Origin of the sequence: Streptomyces sp. NPDC016845 (genome assembly GCF_044332585.1) — a bacterium.
GTDB lineage: Bacteria > Actinomycetota > Actinomycetes > Streptomycetales > Streptomycetaceae > Streptomyces.
Genome location: NZ_JBIRPI010000001.1, coordinates 1,149,719 through 1,175,583 on the forward strand (window position 1 = coordinate 1,149,719; position 25,865 = coordinate 1,175,583).

At 70.9% G+C, this 25,865-nt stretch carries 21 protein-coding genes; 13 read left to right on the forward strand and 8 right to left on the reverse strand.

Annotated features, from left to right (window positions below; all coding sequences use genetic code 11):
* The first annotated feature begins 78 nt into the window (after positions 1 to 78).
* The 5 genes from ACH4RC_RS04790 to ACH4RC_RS04810 all read left to right on the forward strand — a co-directional run bounded on the left by ACH4RC_RS04790 (position 79) and on the right by ACH4RC_RS04810 (position 2,511).
* On the forward strand, positions 79 to 417 hold the full coding sequence (locus ACH4RC_RS04790) for a hypothetical protein (RefSeq protein WP_398195103.1): 339 nt from the start codon (positions 79 to 81) through the stop codon (positions 415 to 417).
* Between the two features lie 109 nt (positions 418 to 526).
* Positions 527 to 946, forward strand: coding sequence for an aspartate 1-decarboxylase (panD, locus tag ACH4RC_RS04795; protein WP_398195106.1), 420 nt, complete (start codon positions 527 to 529; stop codon positions 944 to 946).
* Entirely contained in the window at positions 946 to 1,326 is a 381-nt protein-coding gene (locus ACH4RC_RS04800; protein ID WP_398195720.1) for a GNAT family N-acetyltransferase, read from the forward strand. The genes panD and ACH4RC_RS04800 overlap by 1 nt, the downstream gene beginning before the upstream one ends.
* A 32-nt stretch (positions 1,327 to 1,358) precedes the next feature.
* A complete protein-coding gene (locus tag ACH4RC_RS04805) occupies positions 1,359 to 2,015 on the forward strand; it encodes an aspartate/glutamate racemase family protein (RefSeq protein ID WP_398195108.1) in 657 nt (218 codons plus the stop codon).
* Positions 2,016 to 2,067: 52 nt separating this feature from the next.
* Positions 2,068 to 2,511, forward strand: coding sequence for a nitroreductase family deazaflavin-dependent oxidoreductase (locus ACH4RC_RS04810; protein WP_398195111.1), 444 nt, complete (start codon positions 2,068 to 2,070; stop codon positions 2,509 to 2,511).
* A 679-nt stretch (positions 2,512 to 3,190) separates the two neighbouring features.
* Here the strand turns inward: ACH4RC_RS04810 and gndA are convergent.
* Positions 3,191 to 4,630 carry an NADP-dependent phosphogluconate dehydrogenase gene (gene gndA, locus ACH4RC_RS04815; RefSeq protein ID WP_398195114.1) on the reverse strand — a complete coding sequence of 480 codons (1,440 nt, stop codon included), beginning with the start codon at positions 4,628 to 4,630 and terminating at the stop codon, positions 3,191 to 3,193.
* Between the two features lie 113 nt (positions 4,631 to 4,743).
* Here gndA and ACH4RC_RS04820 point away from each other — a divergent pair, with 113 nt between their 5' ends.
* Positions 4,744 to 5,715: an acetylxylan esterase gene (locus ACH4RC_RS04820; protein WP_398195117.1), complete on the forward strand. Its 972-nt coding sequence runs from the start codon at positions 4,744 to 4,746 to the stop codon at positions 5,713 to 5,715.
* A 103-nt stretch (positions 5,716 to 5,818) separates the two neighbouring features.
* A complete protein-coding gene (locus tag ACH4RC_RS04825; RefSeq protein WP_398195118.1) occupies positions 5,819 to 7,132 on the forward strand; it encodes a peptidoglycan DD-metalloendopeptidase family protein in 1,314 nt (437 codons plus the stop codon).
* Here the strand turns inward: ACH4RC_RS04825 and ACH4RC_RS04830 are convergent.
* Positions 7,122 to 8,084 (reverse strand): DMT family transporter, encoded by a 963-nt coding sequence (locus ACH4RC_RS04830; RefSeq protein WP_398195120.1) that lies wholly within the window; start codon positions 8,082 to 8,084, stop codon positions 7,122 to 7,124. The genes ACH4RC_RS04825 and ACH4RC_RS04830 overlap by 11 nt on opposite strands.
* Before the next feature lie 301 nt (positions 8,085 to 8,385).
* Between ACH4RC_RS04830 and glgA the strand changes: the two genes are divergently transcribed.
* A complete protein-coding gene (glgA, locus tag ACH4RC_RS04835; RefSeq protein ID WP_398195722.1) occupies positions 8,386 to 9,543 on the forward strand; it encodes a glycogen synthase in 1,158 nt (385 codons plus the stop codon).
* A gap of 26 nt (positions 9,544 to 9,569) precedes the next feature.
* Positions 9,570 to 10,787 carry a glucose-1-phosphate adenylyltransferase gene (glgC, locus tag ACH4RC_RS04840; protein ID WP_398195122.1) on the forward strand — a complete coding sequence of 406 codons (1,218 nt, stop codon included), beginning with the start codon at positions 9,570 to 9,572 and terminating at the stop codon, positions 10,785 to 10,787.
* Between the two features lie 48 nt (positions 10,788 to 10,835).
* Here the strand turns inward: glgC and ACH4RC_RS04845 are convergent, their stop codons facing one another.
* A complete protein-coding gene (locus tag ACH4RC_RS04845) occupies positions 10,836 to 11,045 on the reverse strand; it encodes a hypothetical protein (protein WP_398195123.1) in 210 nt (69 codons plus the stop codon).
* A 50-nt stretch (positions 11,046 to 11,095) separates the two neighbouring features.
* Between ACH4RC_RS04845 and ACH4RC_RS04850 the strand changes: the two genes are divergently transcribed.
* Entirely contained in the window at positions 11,096 to 12,235 is a 1,140-nt protein-coding gene (locus ACH4RC_RS04850; protein WP_398195725.1) for an MFS transporter, read from the forward strand.
* On the opposite strand, the gene ACH4RC_RS04855 is transcribed toward ACH4RC_RS04850, so the two are convergent.
* The 5 genes from ACH4RC_RS04855 to ACH4RC_RS04875 form a co-directional block, all read right to left on the reverse strand.
* Positions 12,165 to 13,187: an ABC transporter permease gene (locus tag ACH4RC_RS04855; protein WP_398195125.1), complete on the reverse strand. Its 1,023-nt coding sequence runs from the start codon at positions 13,185 to 13,187 to the stop codon at positions 12,165 to 12,167. The two genes, ACH4RC_RS04850 and ACH4RC_RS04855, sit on opposite strands and share 71 nt — an antisense overlap.
* The gene (locus ACH4RC_RS04860) at positions 13,184 to 14,146 is read right to left on the reverse strand and encodes an ABC transporter permease (RefSeq protein ID WP_398195129.1); all 963 of its coding nucleotides are present in this window, start codon (positions 14,144 to 14,146) and stop codon (positions 13,184 to 13,186) included. Before ACH4RC_RS04860 ends, ACH4RC_RS04855 begins: the two co-directional genes overlap by 4 nt.
* The gene (locus tag ACH4RC_RS04865; protein ID WP_398195132.1) at positions 14,139 to 15,677 is read right to left on the reverse strand and encodes a sugar ABC transporter ATP-binding protein; all 1,539 of its coding nucleotides are present in this window, start codon (positions 15,675 to 15,677) and stop codon (positions 14,139 to 14,141) included. Before ACH4RC_RS04865 ends, ACH4RC_RS04860 begins: the two co-directional genes overlap by 8 nt.
* 1 nt (position 15,678) lies before the next feature.
* Entirely contained in the window at positions 15,679 to 16,779 is a 1,101-nt protein-coding gene (locus ACH4RC_RS04870) for an ABC transporter substrate-binding protein (RefSeq protein ID WP_398195135.1), read from the reverse strand.
* A 182-nt stretch (positions 16,780 to 16,961) separates the two neighbouring features.
* Positions 16,962 to 17,975: a LacI family DNA-binding transcriptional regulator gene (locus tag ACH4RC_RS04875; protein ID WP_398195137.1), complete on the reverse strand. Its 1,014-nt coding sequence runs from the start codon at positions 17,973 to 17,975 to the stop codon at positions 16,962 to 16,964.
* Positions 17,976 to 18,169: 194 nt separating this feature from the next.
* Between ACH4RC_RS04875 and ACH4RC_RS04880 the strand changes: the two genes are divergently transcribed.
* From ACH4RC_RS04880 to ACH4RC_RS04890, 3 genes are all read left to right on the forward strand, one after another.
* Positions 18,170 to 20,782, forward strand: coding sequence for a PA14 domain-containing protein (locus tag ACH4RC_RS04880; RefSeq protein WP_398195139.1), 2,613 nt, complete (start codon positions 18,170 to 18,172; stop codon positions 20,780 to 20,782).
* Between the two features lie 84 nt (positions 20,783 to 20,866).
* The gene (locus tag ACH4RC_RS04885; protein ID WP_398195141.1) at positions 20,867 to 23,275 is read left to right on the forward strand and encodes a beta-L-arabinofuranosidase domain-containing protein; all 2,409 of its coding nucleotides are present in this window, start codon (positions 20,867 to 20,869) and stop codon (positions 23,273 to 23,275) included.
* Between the two features lie 62 nt (positions 23,276 to 23,337).
* Positions 23,338 to 25,710 carry a GH92 family glycosyl hydrolase gene (locus ACH4RC_RS04890; protein WP_398195144.1) on the forward strand — a complete coding sequence of 791 codons (2,373 nt, stop codon included), beginning with the start codon at positions 23,338 to 23,340 and terminating at the stop codon, positions 25,708 to 25,710.
* Positions 25,711 to 25,865 lie beyond the last annotated feature (155 nt).

The window sequence follows — 25,865 nt, forward strand, 5'->3', positions numbered from 1 at the left end:
AGTACGGCCCGACCGTCACCCCTCTATCCAGCTGAGACTCCGCCTCGGCCGGGACGCCGACGACACCTTCCGAAGGGCGTGAGCACGATGACCGACTGGCCCGTCACCGCACTCGACCCCGTACGCCGCCTGCGCGTCCTGGCCGTGGCGCTGAACGCCGCCCTGTACGCCGACGCCCACGTGGACCTGCCGTTCGCCGACGTGTGGGCTGCGGCGAGCGACCTGCTGCCCGGACCGTTCGGCCACCGCGAGGGGTTCGACATCGTGTTGCGCCCCGGCTGGTGCCTGCTGCAGAGCGGCCACGTCCTGGGCGGCATGGCCGCCGTCCCCGAGGGCACCGGCACCCGCTTCGCGGTCCTGGGCGGCCTGCGACGCCACTCGGCGGGGGTCCAGGTCCATGCCCCGGGAAACGCGTGATCTGAGTGAGCCAAGGAACAGTTCCCGGCGACGCGCCTCGTTGTAAGCTGTCGGGACCGCCCTTGACCTGCAAAAACGCAGGCAGGGAGCCGTCTTTGGGGAGTCCGACATGCTTCGAACCATGTTCAAGTCCAAGATTCACCGCGCCACCGTCACCCAGGCCGACCTCCACTACGTCGGCTCGGTCACCATCGACGCGGATCTGCTGGACGCCGCCGACCTGCTGCCCGGCGAGCTCGTGCACATCGTCGACATCGACAACGGCGCGCGGCTGGAGACCTATGTCATCGAGGGTGAGCGCGGCTCCGGTGTCATCGGGATCAACGGGGCCGCCGCCCACCTCGTGCACCCCGGCGACCTCGTGATCATCATCAGTTACGCTCAGGTCGACGACGCCGAGGCGCGGTCGCTGCGGCCCAGGGTCGTGCACGTGGACCGGGACAACAGGATCGTGGCGCTCGGCGCCGACCCGTCGGAACCGGCCCCGGGCGGCGACACCGAGCGGAGCCCGCACTCCGTACCCGCCTGATCAGCACACATCGGCCCAGCCAGGAGCGCCCCATGAGCGACATCGACATCCGCGACGAACGCGAACGGGGCCTCCTGTCGGCCCGGCAGGACGGCGAGACCGTCGGCCGTGTCCAGTACTTCGTGTTGGATCGGGAGTCACAGGGCGCCCTCGTCGCCGTGCACACCGTCGTCGAGCCCGCCCACGAGGGCAAGGGCATCGCCGGGTCCCTCGCCCGCGAGCTGTACGCGCTGGCCGCCCGCGAGGGCCTGGCCGTCGTGCCCCTGTGCTCGTTCGTCGCGCGGTGGGCCGAGCGGCACCCGGGCGAGGCCCCGCCCGCGCCGCGGGAGCTTGTGAACGCCGCGGAGGAGGCGCTCGCCGCCGACCCGGAGAAGTGGTGAGCCCCGGGCCGGCCCGTCGGTAGGGTGCCGGCATGATCCTCGCCCTCCTGCACACCTCACCCGCGCACATCCCCGTCTTCGACGCCCTGCGCGACGCAGCTCACCCCGGTCTCGTCCTGCGCCACGTCGTACGCGAGGACCTGCTGGTGCGGGCGGGGGAGAGCGGGCCCGAGTCCGTCGCCGACGACGTGCTCAGCCTGCTGCGGGGGGCGGCTCGGGACGGCGCGCACGCCGTGCTGTGCACCTGCTCCAGCATCGGCGCCGTCGCCGAGGAATCGGCGCCCGCGCTCGGCGGCGTACCGGTGCTGCGCGTGGACCGGCCGATGGCCGCGCGGGCCGTCGCGACGGGGGACCGGATCACCGTCGTCGCCACGGTGCGGAGCACCTTCGGGCCGACCGTCGCCCTCGTCGAGGAGGAGGCCGTGCGCGCCGGGCGCGCCGTCGACATGCGCACCCTGTACGTCGATGGGGCCTGGGAGCGGTTCCTCGCAGGGGACCGGGACGGCTATCTGGAGCGGGTCGCGGCCGCCATCGACACCGTCACGGACACGGACGTCGTGGTGCTCGCCCAGGCCTCCATGGCCGACGCCGCCGACCGCGCCCGCGTCACCGGCCTCCCCGTCCTCTCCAGCCCCCGTCTCGGGCTCGACGCCGCCGTCCTGGAACGCGTGGCCCCCGAAAGGGCTTAGCTTGAGCACCGTTGGCACGCAGCACCGAGTGCATCGAGCGAGAGGAGCCGGCATGACCGACCAGGACCACGAGGTCACCATCAGCCCCACCGGCTGGGTCGCGGACCAGGCCCGTACGTACGAGGAGTCCGGCGGTACGAAGGGCACCACCATCCAGGGCGTCCCCTGCCTGCTGCTCGACTACAAGGGGCGCAGGTCCGGGCAGTGGCGGCGCACCGTCCTCATCTACGGGCGCGACGGCGACGACTACCTGATCGTCGCCTCGTACGGCGGGTCCGACAAGCACCCGCAGTGGTACCTGAACCTCCAGGACGAGCCGGACGTCCGGCTGCGGGTGGGGACCGAGCGTTTCTCCGCGCGCGCGGAGACGCTGTCGCCCGAGGAGAAGGCGCGGGTCTGGGGCTCCCTCGTCGAGCTGTTCCCGAACTACGCGGACTACCAGAAGAAGACCGACCGGGACATCCCGGTCGTACGACTCACCCGCACGGACAGTTGACACAATCCCTGCGCGGACGGCTTGCGGGATTCCGCACGGACGGCCGCCATCCTGCGCGGGCCGCCGGCGGGATCCCGTGCGGGCGGGCGACGGGATCCGTGCGGGCGGTTGATTGGCTACCGTGCGGATGCCCGACGTGATCGGCGCGGCCGTCCGCCCATGATCCTGCGCGGACGGCCGAGGAGATCCCGTGCGGGCGGCCGCCCACGATCCCGCGCGGACGGCCGGCAAGTCCTCGTGGATGGTCGGCTGGATCTCGTGTGGGCGGCTGACAGGATCCAGGGCGGGCGGACGGCGGGATTCCGTGCGGGCGGCCGACACCGTGCCGCCGGACGCGTGAGCTCGGCGGGCGTGGGCAGTCGTGGCGGGAGACAGTGGACAACGACCCCCTCCGAACCGATGGAGGCAGTGCGATGACCCAGCCGTTCCCCGACCCCGTCCCGCCGGGCCCCAGCCCGGTCCCCGGCCCCGATCCGGTGCCGCCGAACCCGACGCCGGTGCCGGGTCCGGGGCCGGACGTACCGGATCCGACCCCGCCGGCCCCGTCCCCGTCGCCCGGCCCGTTCCCGACGCCGCAGCCCCCGCCGGCACCGCCGGCGCCGGGCCCGGGTCCTGAGCCCGACCCGACGCCGCCGGAGCCGGAACCGTCACCCGTGTGAGCCCCGGCCACCGCTGAGGATCAGGCGTCGACCTCGGAGCGGTCCCCGCCCCACAGCGTGTGGAACGAGCCCTCCCGGTCGGCCCTGCGGTACGTGTGCGCGCCGAAGTAGTCGCGCTGGCCCTGCGTGAGCGCGGCCGGCAGGCGCTCGGCGCGCAGAGCGTCGTAGTACGCGAGCGCGGCGGCGAAGCCGGGCGTGGGCACGCCCTGCGTGGTCGCGGCGACCAGGACGGCGCGCCAGTCGTCCTGGGCCGCCGCGATCTCGTCCGCGAAGCTCTTGTCGGAGAGCAGCGAGACGAGGCCGGGCTCGGCCTCGTAGGCGGCGGTGATCCGGTCGAGGAAGGCGGCGCGGATGATGCAGCCCCCGCGCCAGATGCGGGCCACCGCACCGGAGTCGATGTCCCAGTCGTACTGCTCGCTGCCCGCGGCGATCTCGTGGAAGCCCTGCGTGTACGAGACGATCTTCGAGGCGTACAGGGCTTGTTCCACCTTGTCCGCGAAGGCGCCTGCCTCCGACTCGCTCAGTGTCCGCGCCTTCGGGCCCGCCAGGCCCCGCGACGCGGCGCGCAACTCCGCGTGTCCGGACAACGAGCGGGCGAACACCGCCTCCGCGATACCGGACACCGGCACGCCCAGGTCGAGCGCGATCTGCACCGTCCAGCGGCCCGTGCCCTTCTGCTCGGCCTGGTCCTGGACGATGTCCACGAACGGCTTCCCCGTCGCGGCGTCCACATGGGACAGGACCTCGGCCGTGATCTCGATCAGGTAGGAGTCGAGGCGCCCCGTGTTCCACGTACGGAAGATGTCGGCGATCTGCGCGGGGGAGTACCCGGCGACGTCACGCAGCAACTGGTACGCCTCGCCGATGAGCTGCATGTCGGCGTACTCGATGCCGTTGTGCACCATCTTCACGAAGTGACCCGCGCCGTCCGGGCCGACGTGCGTCACGCACGGGGCGCCGTCCTTCGCCTTCGCGGAGATCTTCTCCAGCATCGGGCCGAGCGAGTCGTACGACTCGACGCTGCCGCCGGGCATGATGCTCGGCCCGTGCAGCGCGCCCTCCTCACCGCCGGAGACGCCGGTGCCGACGAAGTGGATGCCCTGTTCGCGCAGCTCCTTCTCGCGGCGCCGGGTGTCGGCGAAGTGCGCGTTGCCGCCGTCGACGATCATGTCACCGGGTTCGAGCAGCGGCGCGAACTCCTTGATCACCGCGTCCGTCGGCTCGCCCGCCTTCACCATGACGACGAGGCGCCGCGGGCGCTCCAGCGCGGCCACGAAGTCCTCCGCCGACTCGGTCGGCACGAAGATGCCCTCCTCGCCGAACTCCTCCACCAGCTGGTGCGTACGGGAGGCGGTGCGGTTGTGCAGCGCGACCGTGTATCCGTTCCGCGCGAAGTTGCGGGCGAGGTTGCGTCCCATGACAGCGAGCCCGGTGACACCGATCTGGGCTGTAGTGCTCATGCCTGTCGCTCCTGGAGTCGTAAATTGAAAGATTCTGTTCAGTTGTCGAACGCTACGGCGTAGCCTTGCCTTCCGCCTTGCCTTCCGCACTCTCTACGATGTTGGAGCCGCGCGTGCCTCATTTCGACCTGCCGCTCGACGAACTGCGTGCCTACAAGCCCGCGTTGACGGCCCTCGACGACTTCGACGCCTTCTGGGAGAAGACCCTGGCCGAGGCCGCGGAGCACGACCTCGACGCGCGGTTCGAGCCGGTCGACACCCCGCTCACGGCGGTCGACACCTTCGACGTTACGTACGCGGGCTTCGGCGGGCATCCCGTGAAGGGCTGGCTGATCCTGCCCGCCGACACCACGGAGCCGCTCCCGGTCGTCGTGGAGTACATCGGCTACGGCGGCGGCCGGGGCCTGCCCCACACCCACCTCAGGTGGGCCGCCGCCGGGTTCGCGCACTTCGTGATGGACACCCGCGGCCAGGGCAGCGGCCACAGCGTCGGCGACACCCCGGACCCGGTCGGCAGCGGCCCCGCCGCCTCCGGACACATGACGCGCGGAATCCAGGACCCGTACACGTACTACTACCGGCGGGTCTACACCGACGCCGTGCGCGCCGTCGAGGCGGCCCGCTCGCATCCGCTGGTCGACGCCTCCCGCACCGCCGTGACCGGCGGCAGCCAGGGCGGCGGCATTGCCATCGCGGTCGCGGGGCTCGTACCGGACCTGCGGGCGGCCGCGCCCGACGTGCCGTTCCTGTGCCACTTCGGGCGGGCGGCCACGCTCACGGAGCGTCACCCGTACCGCGAGATCGCCCTCTACCTCAAGGCGCACATCGGCGAGGACGAGCGCGTGTTCCGGACGCTCTCGTACTTCGACGGCATCAACTTCGCGGCGCGCGCCACCGCGCCCGGACTGTTCTCCGCGGCCCTGGAGGACCTGACCTGCCCGCCGTCGACGGTGTTCGCGGCGTACAACCACTGGGCAGGCACGGAGCGCTCCATGGAGGTGTACGCGTTCAACGACCACGAGGGCGGCGGACCCTTCCAGCAAGCCGTGCAACTGCAGTGGCTTCCCGGCCACTTGAAGGGCTGAAAGCAGCCACGGCCCTTCCTGGCGCTCTTGTCACCCCGGAGTGGGAGCGGCTAATTTGCGGCTCCTACCTATGCCTGTGCGGCAGGTGACAGAGGGGGCTTCCATGGCGTTACGCGGCCGGCACCGCCGGTACCAGCCGAGCCGGGTCAACCGGGCGTCGCTCACCGTCACCGTCGGCGGCGCCGGAATGGCGATCCCGCTCATCGGCGCCGGCACCGCGCAGGCCGCGGACGCGGACACCTGGAACAAGGTCGCCGCGTGCGAGTCCAGCGGCAACTGGAGCATCAACACCGGGAACGGCTACTACGGCGGCCTCCAGTTCACCGGCTCCACCTGGGCGGCGTACGGCGGCACGGCCTACGCGGCCCGCGCCGACCTCGCCACCAGGGACCAGCAGGTCGCGATCGCCGAGAAGGTGCTCAAGGGGCAGGGGCCCGGCGCCTGGCCGGCGTGCGGGCAGCGTGCGGGCCTGTCCCGTACGACGGTGACGGAGACGGAGACGGTACGGCCGCAGAGCGGGCCCCCCGCGCGCACGGTCAAGGACGTGAAGCCCGAGGTGACCCCGCAGTCCGCCGCGGGCCGCGCCGAGATGTACACCGTGATCAGCGGCGACACGCTCTCCGGGATCGCGGACACCCGCCGGGTCTCCGGTGGCTGGTCGCGGTTGTACTCGGCCAACCGCACGACGATCGGCGCCGACCCGGACCTCATCCTGCCCGGTCAGCGGCTCTCGGTGCCGGGTGCGTCCGCGAAGACGGCGCCGAGAACCGAGCGGCCCGAGGCCGGACCCGAGAAGGCCCCGCAACCAGGGAAGAAGGCCGAGCGGCAGCACCAGAAGACCACGCCGAAGCCGACTCAGCCGAAGCAGACGCAGCCGAAGCCGACGCAGTCGAGGAAGGCTCAGCCGCACAAGGCCGAACCCAAGCAGACCGCGCCGAAGAAGACCGAGGCCAAGAAGGCCGCGCCCAAGCAGGCCCAGCCGAAGAAGACCGAGGCCGCCAGGCCCGCCACGCACGGCGTCGTCGCCCCGGTCAGCGCGGGCATCGGCACCCCGTACCACGCGGCCGGTTCCTCCTGGTCGAAGGGCTATCACACGGGCGTGGACTTCGCCGTGCCCACCGGCACCTCCGTCAAGGCCGTCGCGGCGGGCCGCGTCGTCGCGGCGGGCTGGGGCGGCTCGTACGGCTACCAGGTGGTGATCCGGCACGCCGACGGCCGCTACAGCCAGTACGCGCACCTGTCGGCGCTCTCCGTGAAGGCCGGGCAGGGCGTGGTCGAGGGCCAGCGCATCGCCCGCTCCGGGTCCACCGGCAACAGCACGGGCCCGCATCTGCACTTCGAGGTGCGGACGGGGCCCGGCTTCGGCAGTGACATCGACCCGCTGGCGTACCTGCGGGCGCACGGGGTCAGGATCTGACGTTCCGGTTCGTCGAGCCGCCACCGGGCGGCTTCGGCCGCCCCGGCATGTTCTCGAGGCCCGCCGGACTGTCCGGCACCGAGGGCGCGGGTGTGTGCTGCGCGACGACGTGGGCCGTGCCGTTCTCCCGGCCGATCCGCTCGGTCGTCAGCAGGATCAGACCGCCTGCGGCGACGACACCGCAGCCCAGCGCGAGGATCGTGCCGGTCGTGCCGTGCCGGAACGTCTCTCCGAACAGGGTGAGGCCGACGGCCGCCGCCACCACCGGGTTCACGACCGTCGCGGTCGCCAGCGGTGCGGCCAGACCCGCGCCCCGGTAGGACGCCTGCGACAGCAGCATGCCGGCCGTGGCCAAGGCCGCGATCGCGAGGAGCGTGGTGAGCTGCGCGAACGGTTCGCCCGACCAGTCCAGCGCCACCGACTTCGTGAACACCGAGGCCATGCCGAACGCGCTGCCCGCCGCGACCGCGAGCAGCACCGCGCGCACCACAGGGTGCCGGTGCGCGGCCCGCGCCGACATCATCAGGACCAGGACGCCGCCGGCCGTCGCGAGGCCCACGAGCAGCCGCTCGGCCCCGTCGAGGGAGTCCTCGGAGGCCGAACCGGTCAGCGTGAGCAGGCCCGCGAGCCCGACCGTCGCCATGATCGCCCCGCGCCACGCGGTGGCCCCGGCCCGGCGTCGTACGAACCACGCGGCCATCGGCAGCGCGAGCACGATCGTCAGGGCGCCGAGGGGCTGCACCAGGCTCAGCGGGCCGTAGGCGAGGGCGATGACGTGCAGCAGCGCGCCCGTGCCGTTCAGGGCGCCCGCGCCCCACCAGGCGGGCCTGCGCAGCGGCGCGTACGCCGACTCGGGTGACGTCTGGGCGACCCGCTCCTGCACGATCGCGCCGCCCGCGTAGGCGACCGCGGAGACCAGGGAGAGCAGCACGGACAGCGCCAGGGCACTCATCTGGTGCCCCCTGCGGTGCGGTGCGGCGCACGGTCGGTTCTCATAACCTCCACGATCTCTCGCTCCCGTCTTTCTGTCGTCCGACCTGAGCACGCATTGAGTCCTACTGCCGATGGAGTACGCCGCCTCCTGAGTCATCCCCAGGACGGGTGCCACCGGGGCGGCGGAGGGCCCCGGCCCGTCCGCACTCTTCCGCGCGGGGCGTCCATGGGTGACCATGAGGTCGACAGCGAGCGAGACCGACCTGAGCCTGTGCAAGTGCCTGTGAAGGACGACCGGAGACGGGGGCCCGCGCGTGCGAGTGGGACTGCTCAGCAGGGAGTATCCGCCGGACGTCTATGGCGGCGCTGGAGTCCACGTCGAGTTCCTCGCGAGGGAACTGCGACCGCTCGTCGACCTCGACGTGCACACGTGGGGCGAGGGCTCGGGCGACGGTGTGCGCCGCCATCGTGCCTGGCCCGCGCTCGACGGCGCCAACGACGCGCTGCGCACCCTCTCCGTGGACCTCTCCATGGCCGCCGCCCTCGAAGGCCGCGAGCTGGTCCACTCGCACACCTGGTACACCAACCTCGCGGGCCATCTGGCCGCCCTGCACCTGGGCATTCCGCACGTGATGACCGCGCACTCCCTGGAGCCGCTGCGCCCCTGGAAGGCCGAGCAGCTCGGCGGCGGCTACGCGCTGTCGGCCTGGGCCGAACGCACTGCGATCGAGGCGGCGGACGGCGTCATCGCGGTGTCCCGGGCGATGCGGGACGACATCCTCGCCTGCTACCCGGCGCTGGAGCCGAAGCGCGTCCGCGTCGTGCACAACGGCATCGACGTGTCGCTGTACCACGCCGACCCCGGCACCGACGTGCTGACCCGCTACGGCATCGATCCGAGCCGCCCGTACGTCATTTTCGTCGGCCGCATCACCCGTCAGAAGGGCGTGCCTCATCTGCTGCGCGCGGCGCGGGAGTTCGCGCCCGACGCGCAGCTCGTCCTGTGCGCGGGGGCCCCGGACACGCCGGAGATCGGGCGGGAGTTCCGCGAGCTGGTCGACGAGTTGAAGCGGACCCGCGACGGCGTGCACTGGATCCCGTCGATGCTGCCGCGCGCCGAGGTCGTCCAACTCCTCACGCACGCGGCCGTGTTCGTCTGCCCGTCCGTGTACGAGCCGCTGGGCATCGTCAACCTGGAGGCGATGGCCTGCGGCACCGCGGTCGTCGCCTCCCACGTGGGCGGCATCCCGGAGGTCGTCGCGGACGGCGAGAACGGGCTGCTCGTGCCGTACGCGGAGGCCGACCCCGGCGCGTTCGAGGCGGGCCTCGCGCGCGCTGTGAACGAGGTGGTCGGCGACCCCGGCGCGGCGCGCCGCATGGGGGAGGCGGGTCACGAGCGGGCGGCGGCCGAGTTCGGCTGGGCCGCGATCGCCCGCCGCACGGTCGAGGTGTACGGGGAGATCCTCAACGGCGCCTGAGACGCCACAACATGGAGGGGGCGGTCATGCGCGGTGGTCCTTCGGTGCTCGGCATCGTACTGGCGGGAGGGGAGGGGAAGCGGCTGATGCCGCTGACCGCGGACCGGGCGAAGCCCGCGGTCGTCTTCGGCGGCACGTACCGGCTCGTCGACTTCGCCCTGTCGAACCTGGTCAACGGCGACATCCTGCGGATCTGCGTCCTGACGCAGTACAAGTCGCACTCGCTCGACCGGCACGTCACCACGACCTGGCGGATGTCGAGCCTGCTCGGCAACTACGTGACCCCGGTCCCGGCCCAGCAGCGGCTCGGGCCGCGCTGGTACTCGGGCAGCGCCGACGCGATCCTGCAGTCGCTCAACCTCGTCCACGACGAACAGCCCGACTTCATCGCGGTGTTCGGCGCCGACCACGTGTACCGGATGGACCCGCGCCAGATGCTCGCGCAGCACATCGAGTCCGGGGCGGGTGTCACGGTGGCGGGTATCCGGGTGCCGCGCGCGCAGGCGCCGTCGTTCGGCATCATCACACCTGCCCGCGACAGCACACGTGTCGAAGCGTTCCTGGAGAAGCCGACGAACCCGCCGGCGCTGCCGGGCAGCGCGAACGAGGTGTTCGCCTCCATGGGCAACTACCTCTTCACCACCAAGACGCTCGTCGACGCGCTGTTACAGGACGCCGAGGACGACAACTCGGCGCACGACATGGGGGGTTCGCTCCTGCCGATGCTCACCGAGCGCGGCGTCGCGCAGGTCTACGACTTCGACGCGAACCACGTCCCCGGCGAGACCGAGCGCGATCACGGCTACTGGCGCGACGTCGGTACCCTCGACACGTATTACGAGGCCCACATGGACCTCATCTCGGACGAGCCGATGTTCAACCTCGACAACCGGCGCTGGCCGATCTACACCCACCCGGGCCAGCTGCCGCCCGCGAAGTTCTGTGCGGCGGGCATCGCGAGCGAGTCGATCGTCAGCCCGGGATGTGTCATCCGCGGCCAGGTCACCGGCTCCGTTCTCTCACCCGGTGTGACGATCGAGGACGGCGCGGTCGTCCAGAGCTCGGTCCTGCACGACAACGTGCGCATAGGCCGCGGCGCCGTCGTGCGCGGCGCCGTCCTCGACAAGAACGTGGAGGTCCCGGCGGGCGCGACGATCGGCGTCAACCCGCAGCGGGACACGGAGCTGTACACCGTCTCGAAGAACGGCGTGATCGCCCTGGGCAAGGGCCAGGCGGTGCACTAGCCCGTGCCCTAGGCAGGGGCCGGGCCGTGCACCGGCCCGCGGACATGACTACTGCTGGGCCGGCGGCTCGCCCTCGAAGCCGTTGGCCCAGTACCGGCCGCGCAGGGACAGATCGAGCAGCATCCGCGTGGCCTCCTCCGCCTCCATCGGGCGCGGCTTTGACTCCAGCCACCAGCTCAGCACGGCGAGTTGCTCGCCGACCCAGGCGCGGGCCAGCACGTCCACACTGATGCGGGGCGTGACGTCCTCGTACGCCACCGTGCGCGGCAAAGGCGGCCGCGGTTCGACGCCCGTTCCTGGGCCGCGCCCTGATGGGCCCGCTCGCCGCGCTCCTTCCCCTGGAGATCGGCCTCGTACGGGACCGGCTCACCGTCGACGGCGGGCGCCGGGCCGTCGGCCTCCTGGTCGGCTCCCTCACCCTCGGCACCGTCCTCGGCCACGCCCTCGTCGGCCCCCTGCTCTCGCTCCTGGGCGATCTGCGGGCCACCCTGTTCGTGCTCGCGGCGCTCGCCGTGGCCTGCGTCGCCGTGTCGTTCACCGCGATCCCCGAGTCCCGGACCCGCGCGAGCGGCCGCATGGACTGGTCCGGCGCGGCGCTGCTCGCGCTCGCCCTGGTCGTCCTGCTCGGCACCGTGTCCCGCGGCTCCGCCTGGGGCTGGCTCTCCGCGCCCACACTCGGCGGCCTGCTGCTCGCTGCCGTGCTCCTCCGCATATGGACCCGGCTGCAACTGTCCCGCCCGCACGCGCTGGTGGACGTCCGCGCGCTCGCCCGACCGCAGAGCGCCCCGTACTACGTGGGCGGGTTCGTGCTCGGCGCCGTGGTGCTCGGCGGGCAGAGCGTCGGCGTCAGCTTCATGGCCGCGTCCCCGGGCGACGAGGGGTACGGGTTCGACCTCGCCGCATGGCAGATCAGCCTCTACGGGGTCGCGCCGAACATCACGGCGTTCGCCGGGTCCGCGCTGTGCGCCGCGCTCGCCGCCCGCATGGGGTACCGGCGCCTTCTCCTGACGGCGTTCACCGTGGTCACGGTCGGATACGCCGGACTGCTCGTGCTGCACACGGAGTTCGTGCCGTTCGCCGCCACCAACGACCTGATCGGCTTCGGCTGCGGGCTCGCGCTCGGCGGACTGCCCACCGTGATCGTGGAGAGCAGCCCCGCCGACCGCACGGCCAGCGCGACCGCCGTCTACAACAACTTCAAGACGCTCGGCGGCAGCGTCGGCGGCGCCGTCTTCGCGGCCGTCCTCGGCGCCCTGGTCATCGATGCGACCCAGACCCCGACCCTGTCCGCGTACCTGACGATCTGGACCGTCGCCGCAGTGGTCTGCGCGCTCGCCGTGGCGCTCCAACTGCTCGCGCGCAGACCGGAACCGTCTCCTAGAGGACCCGGCGCCGCCGTCCCAGCCACGTCTGCGCGATCACCACGACCGCCAGGAACGCCCCGCTGACCACCTGCTGATAGGCGGAGTCGAGTGAACCGATCTGGTTGATCACGTTCTGGATGACCTTCAGCAGGAGGACACCCACGAGTGAGCCGCTGATGAACCCGAACCCGCCCGTCAGCAGGGTGCCGCCGATGACGACCGCCGAGATCGCCTCCAGCTCCATGCCGGAGCCGAGGATCGTCACGCCCGACACCAGCCAGGCCGCGTTCAGCGCGCCGGCCAGGCCCGCGCAGAGACCGGACAGCGTGTAGACGCCGATCTTCGTGCGGGCCACCGGCGCGCCCATCAGGGCCGCCGCGTCCTCGTTGCCGCCGACGGCGTACACGTACTGTCCGAAGCGGCTCCGGCGCAGCGCCACCGCGCCCAGCACGAAGAGCACGAGCGTGATCCAGACCGGCAGGCCGATCCCGAACAGCTTCTCCTGGCCGAGCGAGGCGAAGACCGTCGACTTGTCGACGAGGTACGTCTGCGAACCCTCGTCGGTGACGGCGAGGAGAATGCCGCGCGCGCCGAGCATCGCCGCGAGGGTGACGATGAAGGGGGCGAGGCGCGAGCGGGCGATGAGCAGGCCGTTGACAAGACCGATCAGGCCGCACACCGCCAGCGGAAGCAGCAGTGCCACCACCGTCCCGTACTGCGACCCCCACGCGGCGAGCACACCGCCGAGGGCGAACAGCGAGCCGACCGACAGGTCGATGCCGCCTGTGATGATCACGAAGGTCATGCCGAGCGCCACGATCGCGAGGAACGCGGACGACAGCGCCATGTTCTCCATGTTGTCGGCGGTCAGGAACGTGTCGAAGGAGAGCGACGCGGCGATCACCGCGATCACCAACGTGACGAGGGCGCCGTGCTGTTGGGCGAGCGCGCTCAGCCGTTCCGCGCGGGTCGCGCCGAGCTCCTCCTCCTGCGCGGCCCCGGCCGGTTGTGCCGCTTCGACCTTGGTCATCGTCATCGCTTCCCCCGTTCCCTGGCCGCGTAGACGGCGAGCACGATCACCACGGCCTGGGCGATCTGCGTCCACGACGGCGGCAGGTCGTGCTTGATGAGCGTGGCCGTCAGGAGCTGGATGAGGACCGCGCCGGCGACCGTGCCGCCGATGCGCACCCGGCCGCCGGTCAGCGGGGTGCCGCCGACCACGACCGCGGTGATCGCGGAGAGTTCCATCAGGTTGCCGAGCGAGGTCGGGTCGCTCGCGGTGAGGCGGGCGGTGGCCAGCACACCGGCCGTCGCGGCGAGCACGCCCGACACGACGTAGACGAGGATCAGGACCCGGCGCACCGGCAGCCCCGCGAGCTTCGCCGCCGGGCGGCTGTCGCCGATCGCGAGCAGTTGGCGGCCGAACGTCGTACGGCGCACGACGAAGGCGACAAGGAGTGCGAGCGCCGCCGCGATCAGTACGAGGTACGGGACACCGAGTACGTCCCCGGTGCCGAGCGAGCGCAGGCCCGGGTCGCGGACGTCCTTGAGCTGCGGCAGCAGGACGAGCGCGAGACCGCGGCCCGCGACCATCAACGCCAGCGTGGCGACGATGGGCTGGACGCCGATGAACGCGATCAGCGCGCCGTTCGCGACGCCGACCACGGCGCCGCCGATGAGCGCGGCGATCAGCGCGATCCACACCCCGTACCCGAGGTAGAGGGAGATGAGTGAGGTGGCGAGCGCCATCACCGAGCCGACCGACAGGTCGACGCCCTCGGTGCCGATCGCGAGGGCCATGCCCAGCGCCACGATGAGGATCGGGGCGACCTGCACGGCCTGGGTGCGGAAGTTCTCCGCCGACAGGAAGTGCGGGGTGAAGGCGATGTTGGCCAGGAGCAGGACGGCGACGCCGACGTAGACGCCGTACTCCTGGAGCAGGCGGAGCAGCCGGGCGCGGTCGACGCCCGCCCTGCCGAGGGACAGGTCAGTCAAGGCTCGGCCCTCCAGCGGGTGTCGCGGCGATGGCGCGCATCAGTCGGTCCTCCGTGACGGCGTCACCGGTCAGCTCGGCGACCACGGCGCCGTCCTTGAGGACGACGACCCGGTCCGAGCCCTCGATCAGCTCCTCCGTGTCGGAGGAGATCAGCAGGACGGCGAGGCCGTCGTCGGCCAGCTCGTCGATGAGTTTCTGCACCTCGGCCTTGGCGCCGACATCGATGCCACGGGTCGGCTCGTCGAGGAGCAGCACCTTCGGGTTCATCGCGAGCCAGCGCGCGAGCAGCACCTTCTGCTGGTTGCCGCCGGACAGCTCGCCGACCTTCTGGTGCGGGCCCGCCGACTTGATGCGCAGCCGCTTCACGAACGTGTCCACGATGCGGTCGATGCGGCCCTCGTCGACGAGGCCGAAGCGGGACAGCGTCGGCAGCGCGGCGAGCGCGATGTTCTCGCGCACCGACAGGCCAGGGACGATCCCCTCGGCCTTGCGGTCCTCGGGCAGCAGGCTGATGCCGGCGCGGATCGCGGCGGGTGTGGAGCCGGTACGCACCTGGGTGCCCGCCACCGAGACCCGGCCGCTGTCCGTGGGCAGCGCGCCCGCGATCGCCTTCGCGGTCTCGCTGCGACCGGAGCCGAGGAGCCCGCCGAGGCCGACGACCTCCCCGGGCCGGATGTCGAGGGAGACCCCGTGCAGCTGGTGCCGGACCGACAACTCCTGTGCGCGCAGGACGGGTTCGGCCGCCGTGTCGTGTTCACCGGAGAACTTCGTCAGGCCCTCGTCCTGTACGTCGCCGATGTCGCGGCCCAGCATGAGCGAGACGAGGCGGAGCCGGTCCAGGTCGGCGAGTTCGCCGGTGTGCACGAGCTTGCCGTCGCGGAGCACGGTGACGGCGTCGCAGACCGCGTACAGCTCGTCGAGGCGGTGGCTGACGTAGACGACGGCGATGCCGCGCTCGCGCAGCATGCGGATCACGCCGAAGAGCGTCTGCACCTCACGCGGTTCGAGCGACGACGTCGGCTCGTCCATGATGACGACCTTCGCGTCGACCGAGACCGCACGGGCCAGCGCCACCATCTGCTGGGCCCCGATGCCGAGTTCACGCAGCGGGCGCTGCACGTCGACACGGACGCCGAGTTCGCGCAGGGCCTCGTCGGCCTCCCGGTGCATGCGCCGGAAGTCGATCAGGCCGATCCTGTTGCGCGGCTCGCGACCCATGAACAGGTTGCGGGCCACGCTCATCAGGGGGACGAGGTTGACCTCCTGGTAGATGGTGGAGATCCCCGCGTGCTGTGCTTCGAGCGGCGTCGAGAAACTGACCTCGCGGCCGTCGTAGGTGAGGGTGGAACCGTCGGAGTCGGCGGCCGGGTCGGGCTGGTACACGCCGGTGAGGACCTTGATGAGCGTGGACTTGCCCGCCCCGTTCTCCCCGATGAGGGCGTGCACCTCCCCGGCGCGCGCGGTGAAGTCGACACCGTCGAGCGCGCGCACGCCGGGGAACGTCTTGCTGAGGTTCTTCGCCGACAGCATCTCAGAACGCCTTGTCGAGGTCCGTCTTGGCGTTGGCCTCGGTGTACGCGCTGTCCTTGATGACGATGTCCTGGCCGACCTTGTCGCCCTTGGTGAAGGAGTCCAGGGTCTGGAAGGCGAGCGGGCCGAAGCGCGGGTTGGACTCGATGACACCGGAGATCCAGCCGTCGACGATGCCCTGCACGGCGTTGCGCGTGCCGTCGACCGTGACGATCTTGACGGCGCCCGCCTTCTTGCCGGCGCTCTTGAGCGCGTTGACGGCGCCCAGGCCCATCTCGTCGTTCTCGGCGTAGATGCCGCTGATGTCGGGCTTGGACTGGATGAGCTGCTCGGTGACCTGCTGGCCCTTCTCACGGGCGAACTCACCGGTCTGCTTGAAGACGATCTTCAGATCCGGGGCCTTCGCCTTGATCTGGTCCTCGAAGCCCTTGGTGCGCTCGGTCGTCACGTTGTTCCCGGCCGCGCCGAGCAGGATCGCCACCGTGCCCTTGCCGCCGGTCGCCTCGATCATCTGGTCCGCGGCGCGCTTGCCCTGCTCCACGAAGTCCGAGCCGATGAAGGACACGTAGTCCTTGCAGGCGGTGGCGTTGATCTTGCGGTCGACGGTGACGATCGGGATGTGCTTGGCGCCCGCCGCGCGCAGCACGGGCTCCCAGCCGTCGGAGTTGAGGGGCGCGATGACCAGCAGGTCGGCGCCTTTCGCTATGAGGTCCTGGACGTCGCTGATCTGCTTGGAGAACTGCGACTGGGCGTTGGCCGTGAGCAGCTTGATGCCGCGCTTCTCGGCCTCGGCCTTGATCGAGGCGGTCTCCGCGATACGGAACGGGTTGGCCTCCTTCTCCGACTGCGAGAAGCCGACCGTGGCGCCCTTGAGGTCGAGCTTCTTGCCGCCGTACGCCGAGACGTCGCAGGTCTTTCCGTCTCCGGAGGAGGCGACCTCCTGCCCGGCGTTCTCGTTCTGCGCGCTCGAACTGCTCGTGTCCGAACCCTCGTTGTCGTCCTCGGACTTGGCGCATCCGGTGGCGAGCGCGAGGCTCGCGACGAGGCCGGCGGCGAGCAGGGCCCGGGAGGAGTTTCGGCGAAATCGTGCGGTCTGCGTCATGTGGTGGTCCCCAAAACGGCACGGCCCGGCGCGTCAACGCGCTGACGGGGTAGGAGTGTTCGACCGGTTGAACGGCGGTACAGGGGAGGTTTTTACATCGTTGGAAGGACGCTGTCTAGGTCTCGCGCAAGGACCCGTGCCCCGGCCTTCGAGGACACGCGCCGCCCGGACCCGAGGAAGGATCAGCGGCGCCCGAGAGTGCTTTCCCGCTCTATCAGCCGGTATGCGGCGGCGAGTTCACGCCCCGGACCTTCCTCCGGATGCTCCAGGCGGTTCAGCAGCGACTGCACCGCGAGACGCGCGATGGCCTGCTTGTCCGGTGAGATCGTGGTCAGCGTGACCGCCCCGAACCGGCCCTCCGCGATGTCGTCGAAACCGACCACCGCCACGTCCCACGGAACCCTGAGGCCCCGCTCGTGCAGCACCCGCATCGCGCCGATCGCGACCAGGTCGTTGTAGGCGAAGACGGCATCCGGCCGCACCCCGGAGTCCAGCATCCGCGCCATCGCCTCCGCCCCGTCGCCCCGGTCCCAGCCGCCCGTCGCCCCCACCTGCGCGTCCGGCGCCGGAAGCCCCGCCTCGGTCAACTCCGCGCGCCAGCCCGCCAGTCGCAGATGGGCCGGCTGATTGGCCGAATCGATGCGCTCGCCCAGATACGCGATGCGGGTGCGGCCCCGGCCGATCAGATGCCGTACGGCGGTCCGGGCCGCCGCGACGTTGTCGATGGCGATGTGGTCGTAGGGCAGGTCGTACTCGCGCTCGCCGAGCAGCACGAGCGGCACGTCGTCGTCCCGGCCGCGCAGGTCCTCGGCCTCCAGTTCGAGCGGGCTCAGGATCAGCCCGTCGATCACCCGCGCCCGGAACCCCTGGCTGACGAGAACCTCCTGCTCACGGTCGCCCCGGGTGTGGTCGAGCAGCACCGTGACGTCGTGCTCGGCGGCCGCGTCGATCACGGCGCCCGCGAGCTCCGCGAAGTACGGGTTGCCCAGCTCGGGCACGGCGAGCGCGATGATCCCCGTACGGCCTTTGCGCAGGTTGCGGGCGGTGAGATTGGGCCGGTAGCCGAGCTCGTCGATGGCGGCCTTGACGCGGGCCCGCATCGCCGGTGTGACGTGCTGGTAGTTGTTCACCACGTTCGAGACGGTCTTGATCGAGACGCCCGCGCGCTCCGCGACATCCTTGAGGCTCACCCGCACGGAATCTCCTTCGGCTCGGCGCACCCGCTCACCGGGCGCGCGTGTCATGCCCCTGGACAGCACACCGGAAGGCGTGCTGTCATGCCAACTGCCGTTCCTTCCAACGTTGTACAGACGAGTTGTACCGACTGGAACGGCGAGCCGCCACCCTTCCTCGACGTGTTCCACCGGACGCGTCCCGCACTGGAGGAACGTTGCGCACCAGAACCCTCAGACGTCAGGGCCGCCTGCTCGCCCCGCTGCTCACCGCGGCGCTCGGTCTCACCGCACTCACCGTGGCACCGTCCGCCACGGCCGCGGACGAGCCGGTCGTGCCGCACGGGCTCAAAGGCGAGTACTACACCCAATCCGCCCCCGGAGCCTTCGACTTCCACGAGTTGAAGGCGACCGGTTTCGATCCGCAGCTCGACTTCGGCAGCCTGGAGTCCCGGCTCCAGTCGGCGACGGGCCGGGGTGACGACGTGAACGCCCGCTGGACCGGAAAGCTGGTGCCGGAGAAGACCGGCCTGACAACGTTTTCCATCACCGGCGACAACGGCTTCCGCCTCTGGGTCGACGACAAGCTCGTCATCGACCACTGGGTCGACGACTGGGACAAGGAACAGACCTCCCAGGCCGTCCAGTTGACCGCCGGGCAGGCGGTGAACTTCAAGGTCGAGTACTTCGAGCACTACGGCGGGTCCAACCTGCACGTGCGCTGGACCGAGCCGGGCGAGCAGAAGGAAGCGATTCCCTCGTCCGCCTTCCGCATCCCGGACGACTGGGCGTACGACGGCGCCATCGGCACCACCGTGCTCGGCGACGGCCGCACCCTGAAGCTCGACTTCGCGCAGAAGCTCGGGACCGTACCGGCCGCCGTGAACGACCACCTCACCGCGGTGATCGGCGGCGCGAAATGGCCGCTCAAGAGCGTCGAGGCGGACAAGAAGAACCCGCGCACGCTGCTCGTGAACCTCACCGAGCCCGTCGTCGGCAACAAGGACGGGGACGCGCCCGGCCTCGCCGACGTCACGTATGACGGCACGGGCGGTCTGACCGGCAGCGACGGCAAGGCCGTCGGCTCGTTCTGGTCCAGCGGCCCGAACCACTCCACGTACCAGCTCTCCACGAAGTGGGGCGACGACGTCACCCCGAAGAACGCCCACCGTGAGTACCCGCGGCCCCAGCTCACCCGCTCGGACTGGCAGAACCTGAACGGGACGTGGGAGTTCGCCGGCGCCGAGGACGGCGATCCCGTCCCGACCGGCAAGAAGCTCGGCGAGAAGATCCTCGTGCCCTACCCGGTCGAGTCGCAGCTCTCCGGGATCGAGCGCCACGAGGACCGCATGTGGTACCGCCGCACCTTCACGGTTCCCAAGAACTGGAAGGTCGGCAAGGACCAGCGGCTCCAGCTGAACTTCGGCGCCGTGGACTGGAAGTCCGAGGTCTACGTCAACGGCAAGAAGGTCGCGGACCACAAGGGCGGCTACGACAAGTTCAGCGCCGACATCACCGACGCGCTGAAGCCGGGCCGCACCCAGGAGCTGATCGTCGGCGTCTACGACCCGACCGACGCCGCGAACGGCGAGAACCCGCCGATCGGCAAGCAGCGCCTCGACCCGAGCGGCATCTGGTACACCCCGTCGTCCGGCATCTGGCAGACGGTGTGGATGGAGCCGGTCGCCAAGGACAGCGTGGCTGACCTCAAGCTGACGCCGGACGTCAGGACCAGCAGCCTCGCCGTCGAGACCACCGGCGTGAAGGCCGGTCTCCCGGTCAAGGCCACCGCGTACGAGGGCAAGCGCAAGGTCGCCGCCGTCACCGGTGTCTCGGGCAAGAAGCTCACCCTCAAGCTGAGCAAGCCGCACCTGTGGACACCGGACGACCCGTTCCTCTACGACCTCAAGGTGAGCGTCGGCAAGGACCGCGTCGGCAGCTACTTCGGGATGCGCTCCATCGCCGTCGAGAACGTCAACGGCACCCCGCGCACCGTCCTCAACGGCAAGCCGACCTTCATGATGGCCACCCTCGACCAGGGCTTCTGGCCGGACGGCCTGCACACCGCGCCCAGTGACGAGGCCCTGGCCTACGACCTGAAGATGCACAAGCAGATGGGCTTCAACTCCGTCCGCAAGCACATCAAGGTCGAGCCCGACCGCTGGTTCTACTGGGCCGACAAGCTCGGCCTGCTCGTGTGGCAGGACATGCCGGCGATGACGGCCGGGGTGAACCCCTCGACCGCCGCCCGCGCCGAGTTCGAGCGCGAGATGAAGATCATGATCGACCAGCACGCCAACCACCCGTCGGTCATCATGTGGGTCACCCTCAACGAGGGCTGGGGCCAGTACGACGAGGCGCGCCTCGCCGACCAGGCCAAGGCCTGGGACCCGACCCGCCTCATCAACTCGATGTCCGGCATCAACCTGGGCCGGGACGGCGGTACCGGCGACATCCTCGACGAGCACGGCTACCCGAGTCCCGCGCTGCCTCCGAACCCGGACGGCAAGCGGGCCCTGGTCGCGGGCGAGTACGGCGGCCTCGGCCTCGCCGTACCCGGACACGCCTGGTCCGTCCAGCAGTCCTACGTCGACGTGGACCCGGCGACGTACACGGACGACTACCTCACCAAGCTCGACGAGGTGCACGCCCTGGCCTGCAAGGGCGGCAACGGCGCCGTCTACACGCAGATCTCCGACGTGGAGGGTGAGCTGAACGGGCTCGTCACCTACGACCGCAGGGTCGTGAAGCCGGACGTGAAGCGCGTGCACGACGCGCAGGTGAAGCTCATCGAGGACGCCTCGCAGGCGACCGTGCAGAACTGCGCCTGATCACTACGTCCCTGGGGCGGGCCCGGCAGCCGCCGGGCCCGCCCCGTCCCCTTGGCTCCAACCACCCCCGTGAGGAGCAAGCAGATGACCGTGACACGACGTGGCGTACTGCAAGGCGGCACCGTGGCCGCGGCGGCGACGGTGCTCGGCGTCCCCGCCGCCAAGACCGCGACCGCGAGCCCGGCCGCCCGTACGGCCGTCGCCCCCGACGCCTTCACCCGCCTCCCCGCCGGCAGCATCACCGCCCGCGGCTGGCTCGCCGGACAGCTCGGACTCCAGCTCGCCGGAGTCTGCGGCCGCTACGAGGGCAAGTCCCACTTCCTGGACATGGACACCAGCGGCTGGGTCCACCCCGAACTCGGCGGCTGGGAGGAACTCCCCTACTGGCTGCGCGGGTTCGTGCCGCTCGCCGTCGCGACCCGGGACACCGACGCCCTGGCGACCAGCAAGCGCTGGATCGACGCCATCCTCGCCACCCAGGAGGCGGACGGCTTCTTCGGTCCGCGCGCCCTGCGCACCTCGCTCGACGGTGGCCCCGACTTCTGGCCGTTCCTCCCGCTGCTCATGGCGCTGCGCACGTACGAGGAGTACACGCACGACACCCGGATCGTGCCGTTCCTGACCCGCTTCCTGCGCTACATGGAGGCGCAGGGCAAGGGCGCCTACGACTCCAGCTGGGTCTCGGTGCGCTGGGGCGACGGTATCGACACCGCGCGCTGGCTGTACGACCGCACGGGTGAGGCGTTCCTCGCGAGCCTCGTCGAGAAGATGCACCGCTACGGCGCCGACTGGACGGGCCCGCTGCCCAGCCCGCACAACGTGAACATCGCCCAGGGCTTCCGCGAACCGGCCCAGTACGCGCAGTGGGCGGCCGGCGGCGCCGACGACCTGGTGCGGGCCACGTACCGCACGTACGACCAAGTGATCGCCGAACACGGTCAGTTCGCGGGCGGCGGCATCGCCGGTGACGAGAACTGCCGGCCCGGCTTCGGCGACCCGCGCCAGGGGTTCGAGACCTGCGGCATCGTCGAGTTCATGGCCAGCCACGAGCTGCTGACCCGGCTCACCGGCGACCCCGTGTGGGCCGACCGCTGCGAAGACCTGGCCTTCAACATGCTGCCCGCGTCGCTCGACCCGCAGGGCAAGGGCATCCACTACGTCACCAGCGCCAACAGCGTCGACCTCGACAACGCCCGCAAGACGGACGGGCAGTTCCAGAACGGCTTCGCCATGCAGTCGTTCCAGCCGGGCGTCGACCAGTACCGCTGCTGCCCGCACAACTACGGCATGGGCTGGCCCTACTTCAACGAGGAGCTGTGGCTGGCCACCCCGGACGGCGGGCTCGCCGCCGCCCTGTACTCCGCGTGCGAGGTGCGGGCAGAGGTGGGCGCGGACGCCGTCCCGGTCACCCTCACCCAGGAGACGGACTATCCGTTCGACGAGACGATCACGCTGACGGTGCGCGCGGACCGGCCCGTCGACTTCCCGCTGCGGCTGCGCGTGCCCGGCTGGTGCGAGAAGCCGCGGCTCGCCGTCAACGGCCGAACGCTTCCAGCGGGAGCGGGCCCGTCCTTCGCCGAGATCCGCCGCACCTGGCGCACCGGCGACCGCGTCACCCTGCGCCTGCCGCAGCGCACCACCCTGCGCACCTGGTCCCGCAACCACGACAGCGTCAGCGTCGACCACGGCCCGCTCACCTACTCCCTGAAGATCACCGAGAAGTACGTGCGGACCGGCGGCGACGACACCTTCCCCGAGTACGACGTGCACGCTGCCTCGGCCTGGAACTACGGGCTCGTGCCCGGCAGCACGCCCACCCTGCGCCGCAGGCCGGGGCCGCTTCCCGGCAACCCGTTCACGCTCGACTCCGCGCCCGTCACGCTCGCCGCGCGGGCCCGTCGGCTGCCCGAGTGGATCGCGGACGACGAGCACGTGGTGGCGCCGCTGCAGCCGAGCCCGGCCCGCAGCCGGGCGGCCGTGGAGACGGTGACGCTGGTGCCGATGGGCGCGGCGCGGCTGCGCGTCACGTCCTTCCCGACGGCGGCCCCGGACGGCCGGCCCTGGACGCCGGAGGCCCCGTACCGGCGCATCCGGAACAAGCACAGCGGCAAGGTTCTCGCCGTCGACTCGATGTCCACGGACAATGACGCGCGCGTCGTCCAGTTCGACGACTCGGGGACGGGCGATCACGCCTGGCAGCTGCTCGACGCGGGCGGCGGCAGACTCCGTATCCGCAACGGCCAGAGCGGTAAGTGCCTGTCCATCAAGGGCGGTTCGGCGGCCGACAGCGCCTGGGCCGTCCAGTACGAGGACGACGGGCGCCCCGACCTGCTGTGGACCCGTGTCGACCAGGGCGACGGCTGGTTCCTTCTCCGCAACGAGCACAGCGGCAAGGTGCTCGGCGTCGACGGGATGTCCACGGCCAACAGCGCCCAAGTGGTGCAGTTCGCCGACAACGGGACGGAGGACCACCTGTGGCGGCTGACGTCTTGACGGACCCCCGGGACGGACGAAGAATGAGCGCGCCCGCTGACAACGTTGTCGAAAGGCCCACGATGACAACCCGCACGACAGTCCGCAGAACCGGCCGCAGGGCCGCCCGCCTCGCGGTGGGCGCGCTCGGAGCCGCCGTCCTGCTCGGCACCGGGCTCGGCGCGCCGGTGGCGCAGGCCGCGGCCCATGACACCGGCCGGCTCACGGACCTGGTCAACCCGTTCATCGGCACCGAGAACGAGGGAAACACCTACCCCGGCGCCGCCGTCCCGTTCGGCATGGTCCAGTTCTCGCCGGACACCGGACACAACACCGGCTACGACTACTCCGAGAACCACATCCGCGGCTTCTCCACGGTCCACATCTCGGGCGTCGGCTGCGGGCTCGGCGGCGACCTCCCCGTCCTGCCCACGACCGGTGACATCACCAGCACGGACTACGCCAAGTACGCCGCCGAGTTCAGCCACGACGACGAGACGGCCAAGCCGGGTTACTACAAGGTCGGCCTGAAGACCGGCATCGACGCCGAGCTGAGCGCCACCGAGCGCACCGGCGTCCAGCGCTACACCTTCCCGGCCACCGACAAGGCCAACGTCCTCATCAACGCGGGCCAGTCCCTGCACAAGTCGGTGCACACCAAGGTCGAGATCCTCGACAGCCGCACCGTGCGCACCGCCATCACGGGCAGCGGCTTCTGCCAGGACACCAAGCCGTACACGGTCTACACGATCACCAAGTTCGACCGTCCCTTCACCACGTCCGGCACCTGGAAGGGCGACACCGTCACCGCGGGCTCCGAGTCGTCCGACGCGGACGCCGAGCGCAACGGCGCCTATGTGCGGTTCGACACGAGCAAGGACCGCACCGTCGAGGCGACCACCGCCATCTCCTACGTCGACGCCAAGGGCGCGGCCCTCAACCTCCGCGCCGAGGGCGGCCGCTCCTTCGACAAGGTGCACCGCGCCGCGACCGCCGCGTGGGAGGACCGCCTCGGCGACGTGCGGGCGAAGGGCGGCAGCGAGACCCTGCGCCGCACCTTCTACTCCTCGCTGTACCGCTCGTTCCTCGCCCCGAACGTCGGCAGCGACGTCGACGGCCGCTACACCGGCTGGGACCAGAAGACCCACCGCGCCAAGGGCTACACGTACTACCAGAACTGGTCGCTCTGGGACACCTACCGCACCCAGGCGCAGCTCCTGTCGCTGCTCGCCCCGCGCGAGTCACGCGACATGGCGCTGTCGGTCATCCAGATCGACAAGGACAGCGGCTGGCTGCCCAAGTGGGGCTACGGCACGGTCGAGACCAACATCATGACCGGCGACCCGGTCACCCCGTTCCTCACCAACGCCTACCAGCAGGGCCTGTTGAAGGGAACCGGCGAGGCTGAGGACGCGTACCGGGCGCTGAAGAAGAACGCCGACGGCGTGCCGCCGGCCGACTCCGCGCCCGTGGGCCGCGAGGCCAACAAGGAGTACCTGGCCGACGGGTTCGCCCCGTACATCAAGGACCGCGCGCACGTGAAGCCCGGCGACTCCGACTACGACCACGGGGCCTCGGCCACCCTGGAGTACGCCCTGTCCGACGCCATGCTCGGCCAGATGGCGAAGGAGCTCGGCCACAAGGCCGACGCGAAGCGGTACGCCGAGCGGGCGCAGAACTACCGGAAGATCTTCGACACCTCGACCGGGTTCTTCCGGGCCCGCGACGCCTCCGGCGCCTTCACCGGTCCCGCCGACCCCGCGCAGAGCGAGGGCTTCCACGAGGGCACGTCCTGGCAGTACCAGTGGCTCGTGCCGCAGGACCTGCCCGGCATGGTCGGCCTCATCGGCGGCACGGACGCCGCGAACAAGCGCCTCGACTCCTTCTTCGCCTACGACCAGCTGGTCGCCGACCCCGCGAAGACCGCCCGCGAGGTGTGGGTCAACGGGCCGTACGACTACTACAACGCCGACAAGTACAACCCGCAGAACGAGCCCGACCTCATCGCCCCGTACACCTACCTCTCCACCGGGCAGCCGTGGAAGACCACCGACGTGGTGCACGCCGCGCTGACCCTGTTCACCGACGGCCCGACCGGCATGACCGGCAACGACGACCTGGGCACCATGTCCGCCTGGAACGTCCTGTCGTCCATCGGCATCTTCCCGGTGCAGCCCGGCACCGACACCTGGGGCCTGTCGACGCCGGTCTTCGAGCGCGTCGACCTGACCCTCGACCGCCGGTACTACCCGAAGGGGAAGCTGACGGTACGGGCGCAGGGCACCTCCGGCACCGACCGGTACATCCAGTCGGCGCGGGCCGACGGTGCCGCGTACGGCAGGACGTACCTGACCACCGAGGACCTGCGCGGCCTGCGCGATCTGTCGTTCACGGTGGGCAGCGCGCCCTCGACGTGGGGGACCGGTGCGGATGCCGCGCCGCCCGCGCTGAAGTGACGTACCGGACCGGTCGAGTGACGTACTAGACACGTCACAGGAGTCACATGAGACCCGCCTTTCACAGAGAGGCGGGTCTTAACCTGTTGTTAACTGTGCGTGCCTAGATCGTACTTGACCGTAATCGACGGCGAAGGGTTGACTGCGGGTTCCCC

Coding starts and splice junctions, on each gene's coding strand:
- ACH4RC_RS04890 (WP_398195144.1), top strand. CDS start 23,338: ATGACAACCCGCACGACAGTCCGCAGAACCGGCCGCAGGGCCGCCCGC.
- ACH4RC_RS04810 (WP_398195111.1), top strand. CDS start 2,068: ATGACCGACCAGGACCACGAGGTCACCATCAGCCCCACCGGCTGGGTC.
- ACH4RC_RS04865 (WP_398195132.1), bottom strand. CDS start 15,677: ATGCTGTCGGCGAAGAACCTCAGCAAGACGTTCCCCGGCGTGCGCGCG.
- ACH4RC_RS04870 (WP_398195135.1), bottom strand. CDS start 16,779: ATGACGCAGACCGCACGATTTCGCCGAAACTCCTCCCGGGCCCTGCTC.
- ACH4RC_RS04885 (WP_398195141.1), top strand. CDS start 20,867: ATGACCGTGACACGACGTGGCGTACTGCAAGGCGGCACCGTGGCCGCG.
- glgC (WP_398195122.1), top strand. CDS start 9,570: ATGCGCGGTGGTCCTTCGGTGCTCGGCATCGTACTGGCGGGAGGGGAG.
- ACH4RC_RS04805 (WP_398195108.1), top strand. CDS start 1,359: ATGATCCTCGCCCTCCTGCACACCTCACCCGCGCACATCCCCGTCTTC.
- gndA (WP_398195114.1), bottom strand. CDS start 4,630: ATGAGCACTACAGCCCAGATCGGTGTCACCGGGCTCGCTGTCATGGGA.
- panD (WP_398195106.1), top strand. CDS start 527: ATGCTTCGAACCATGTTCAAGTCCAAGATTCACCGCGCCACCGTCACC.
- ACH4RC_RS04855 (WP_398195125.1), bottom strand. CDS start 13,187: ATGACGATGACCAAGGTCGAAGCGGCACAACCGGCCGGGGCCGCGCAG.
- ACH4RC_RS04830 (WP_398195120.1), bottom strand. CDS start 8,084: ATGAGTGCCCTGGCGCTGTCCGTGCTGCTCTCCCTGGTCTCCGCGGTC.
- ACH4RC_RS04825 (WP_398195118.1), top strand. CDS start 5,819: ATGGCGTTACGCGGCCGGCACCGCCGGTACCAGCCGAGCCGGGTCAAC.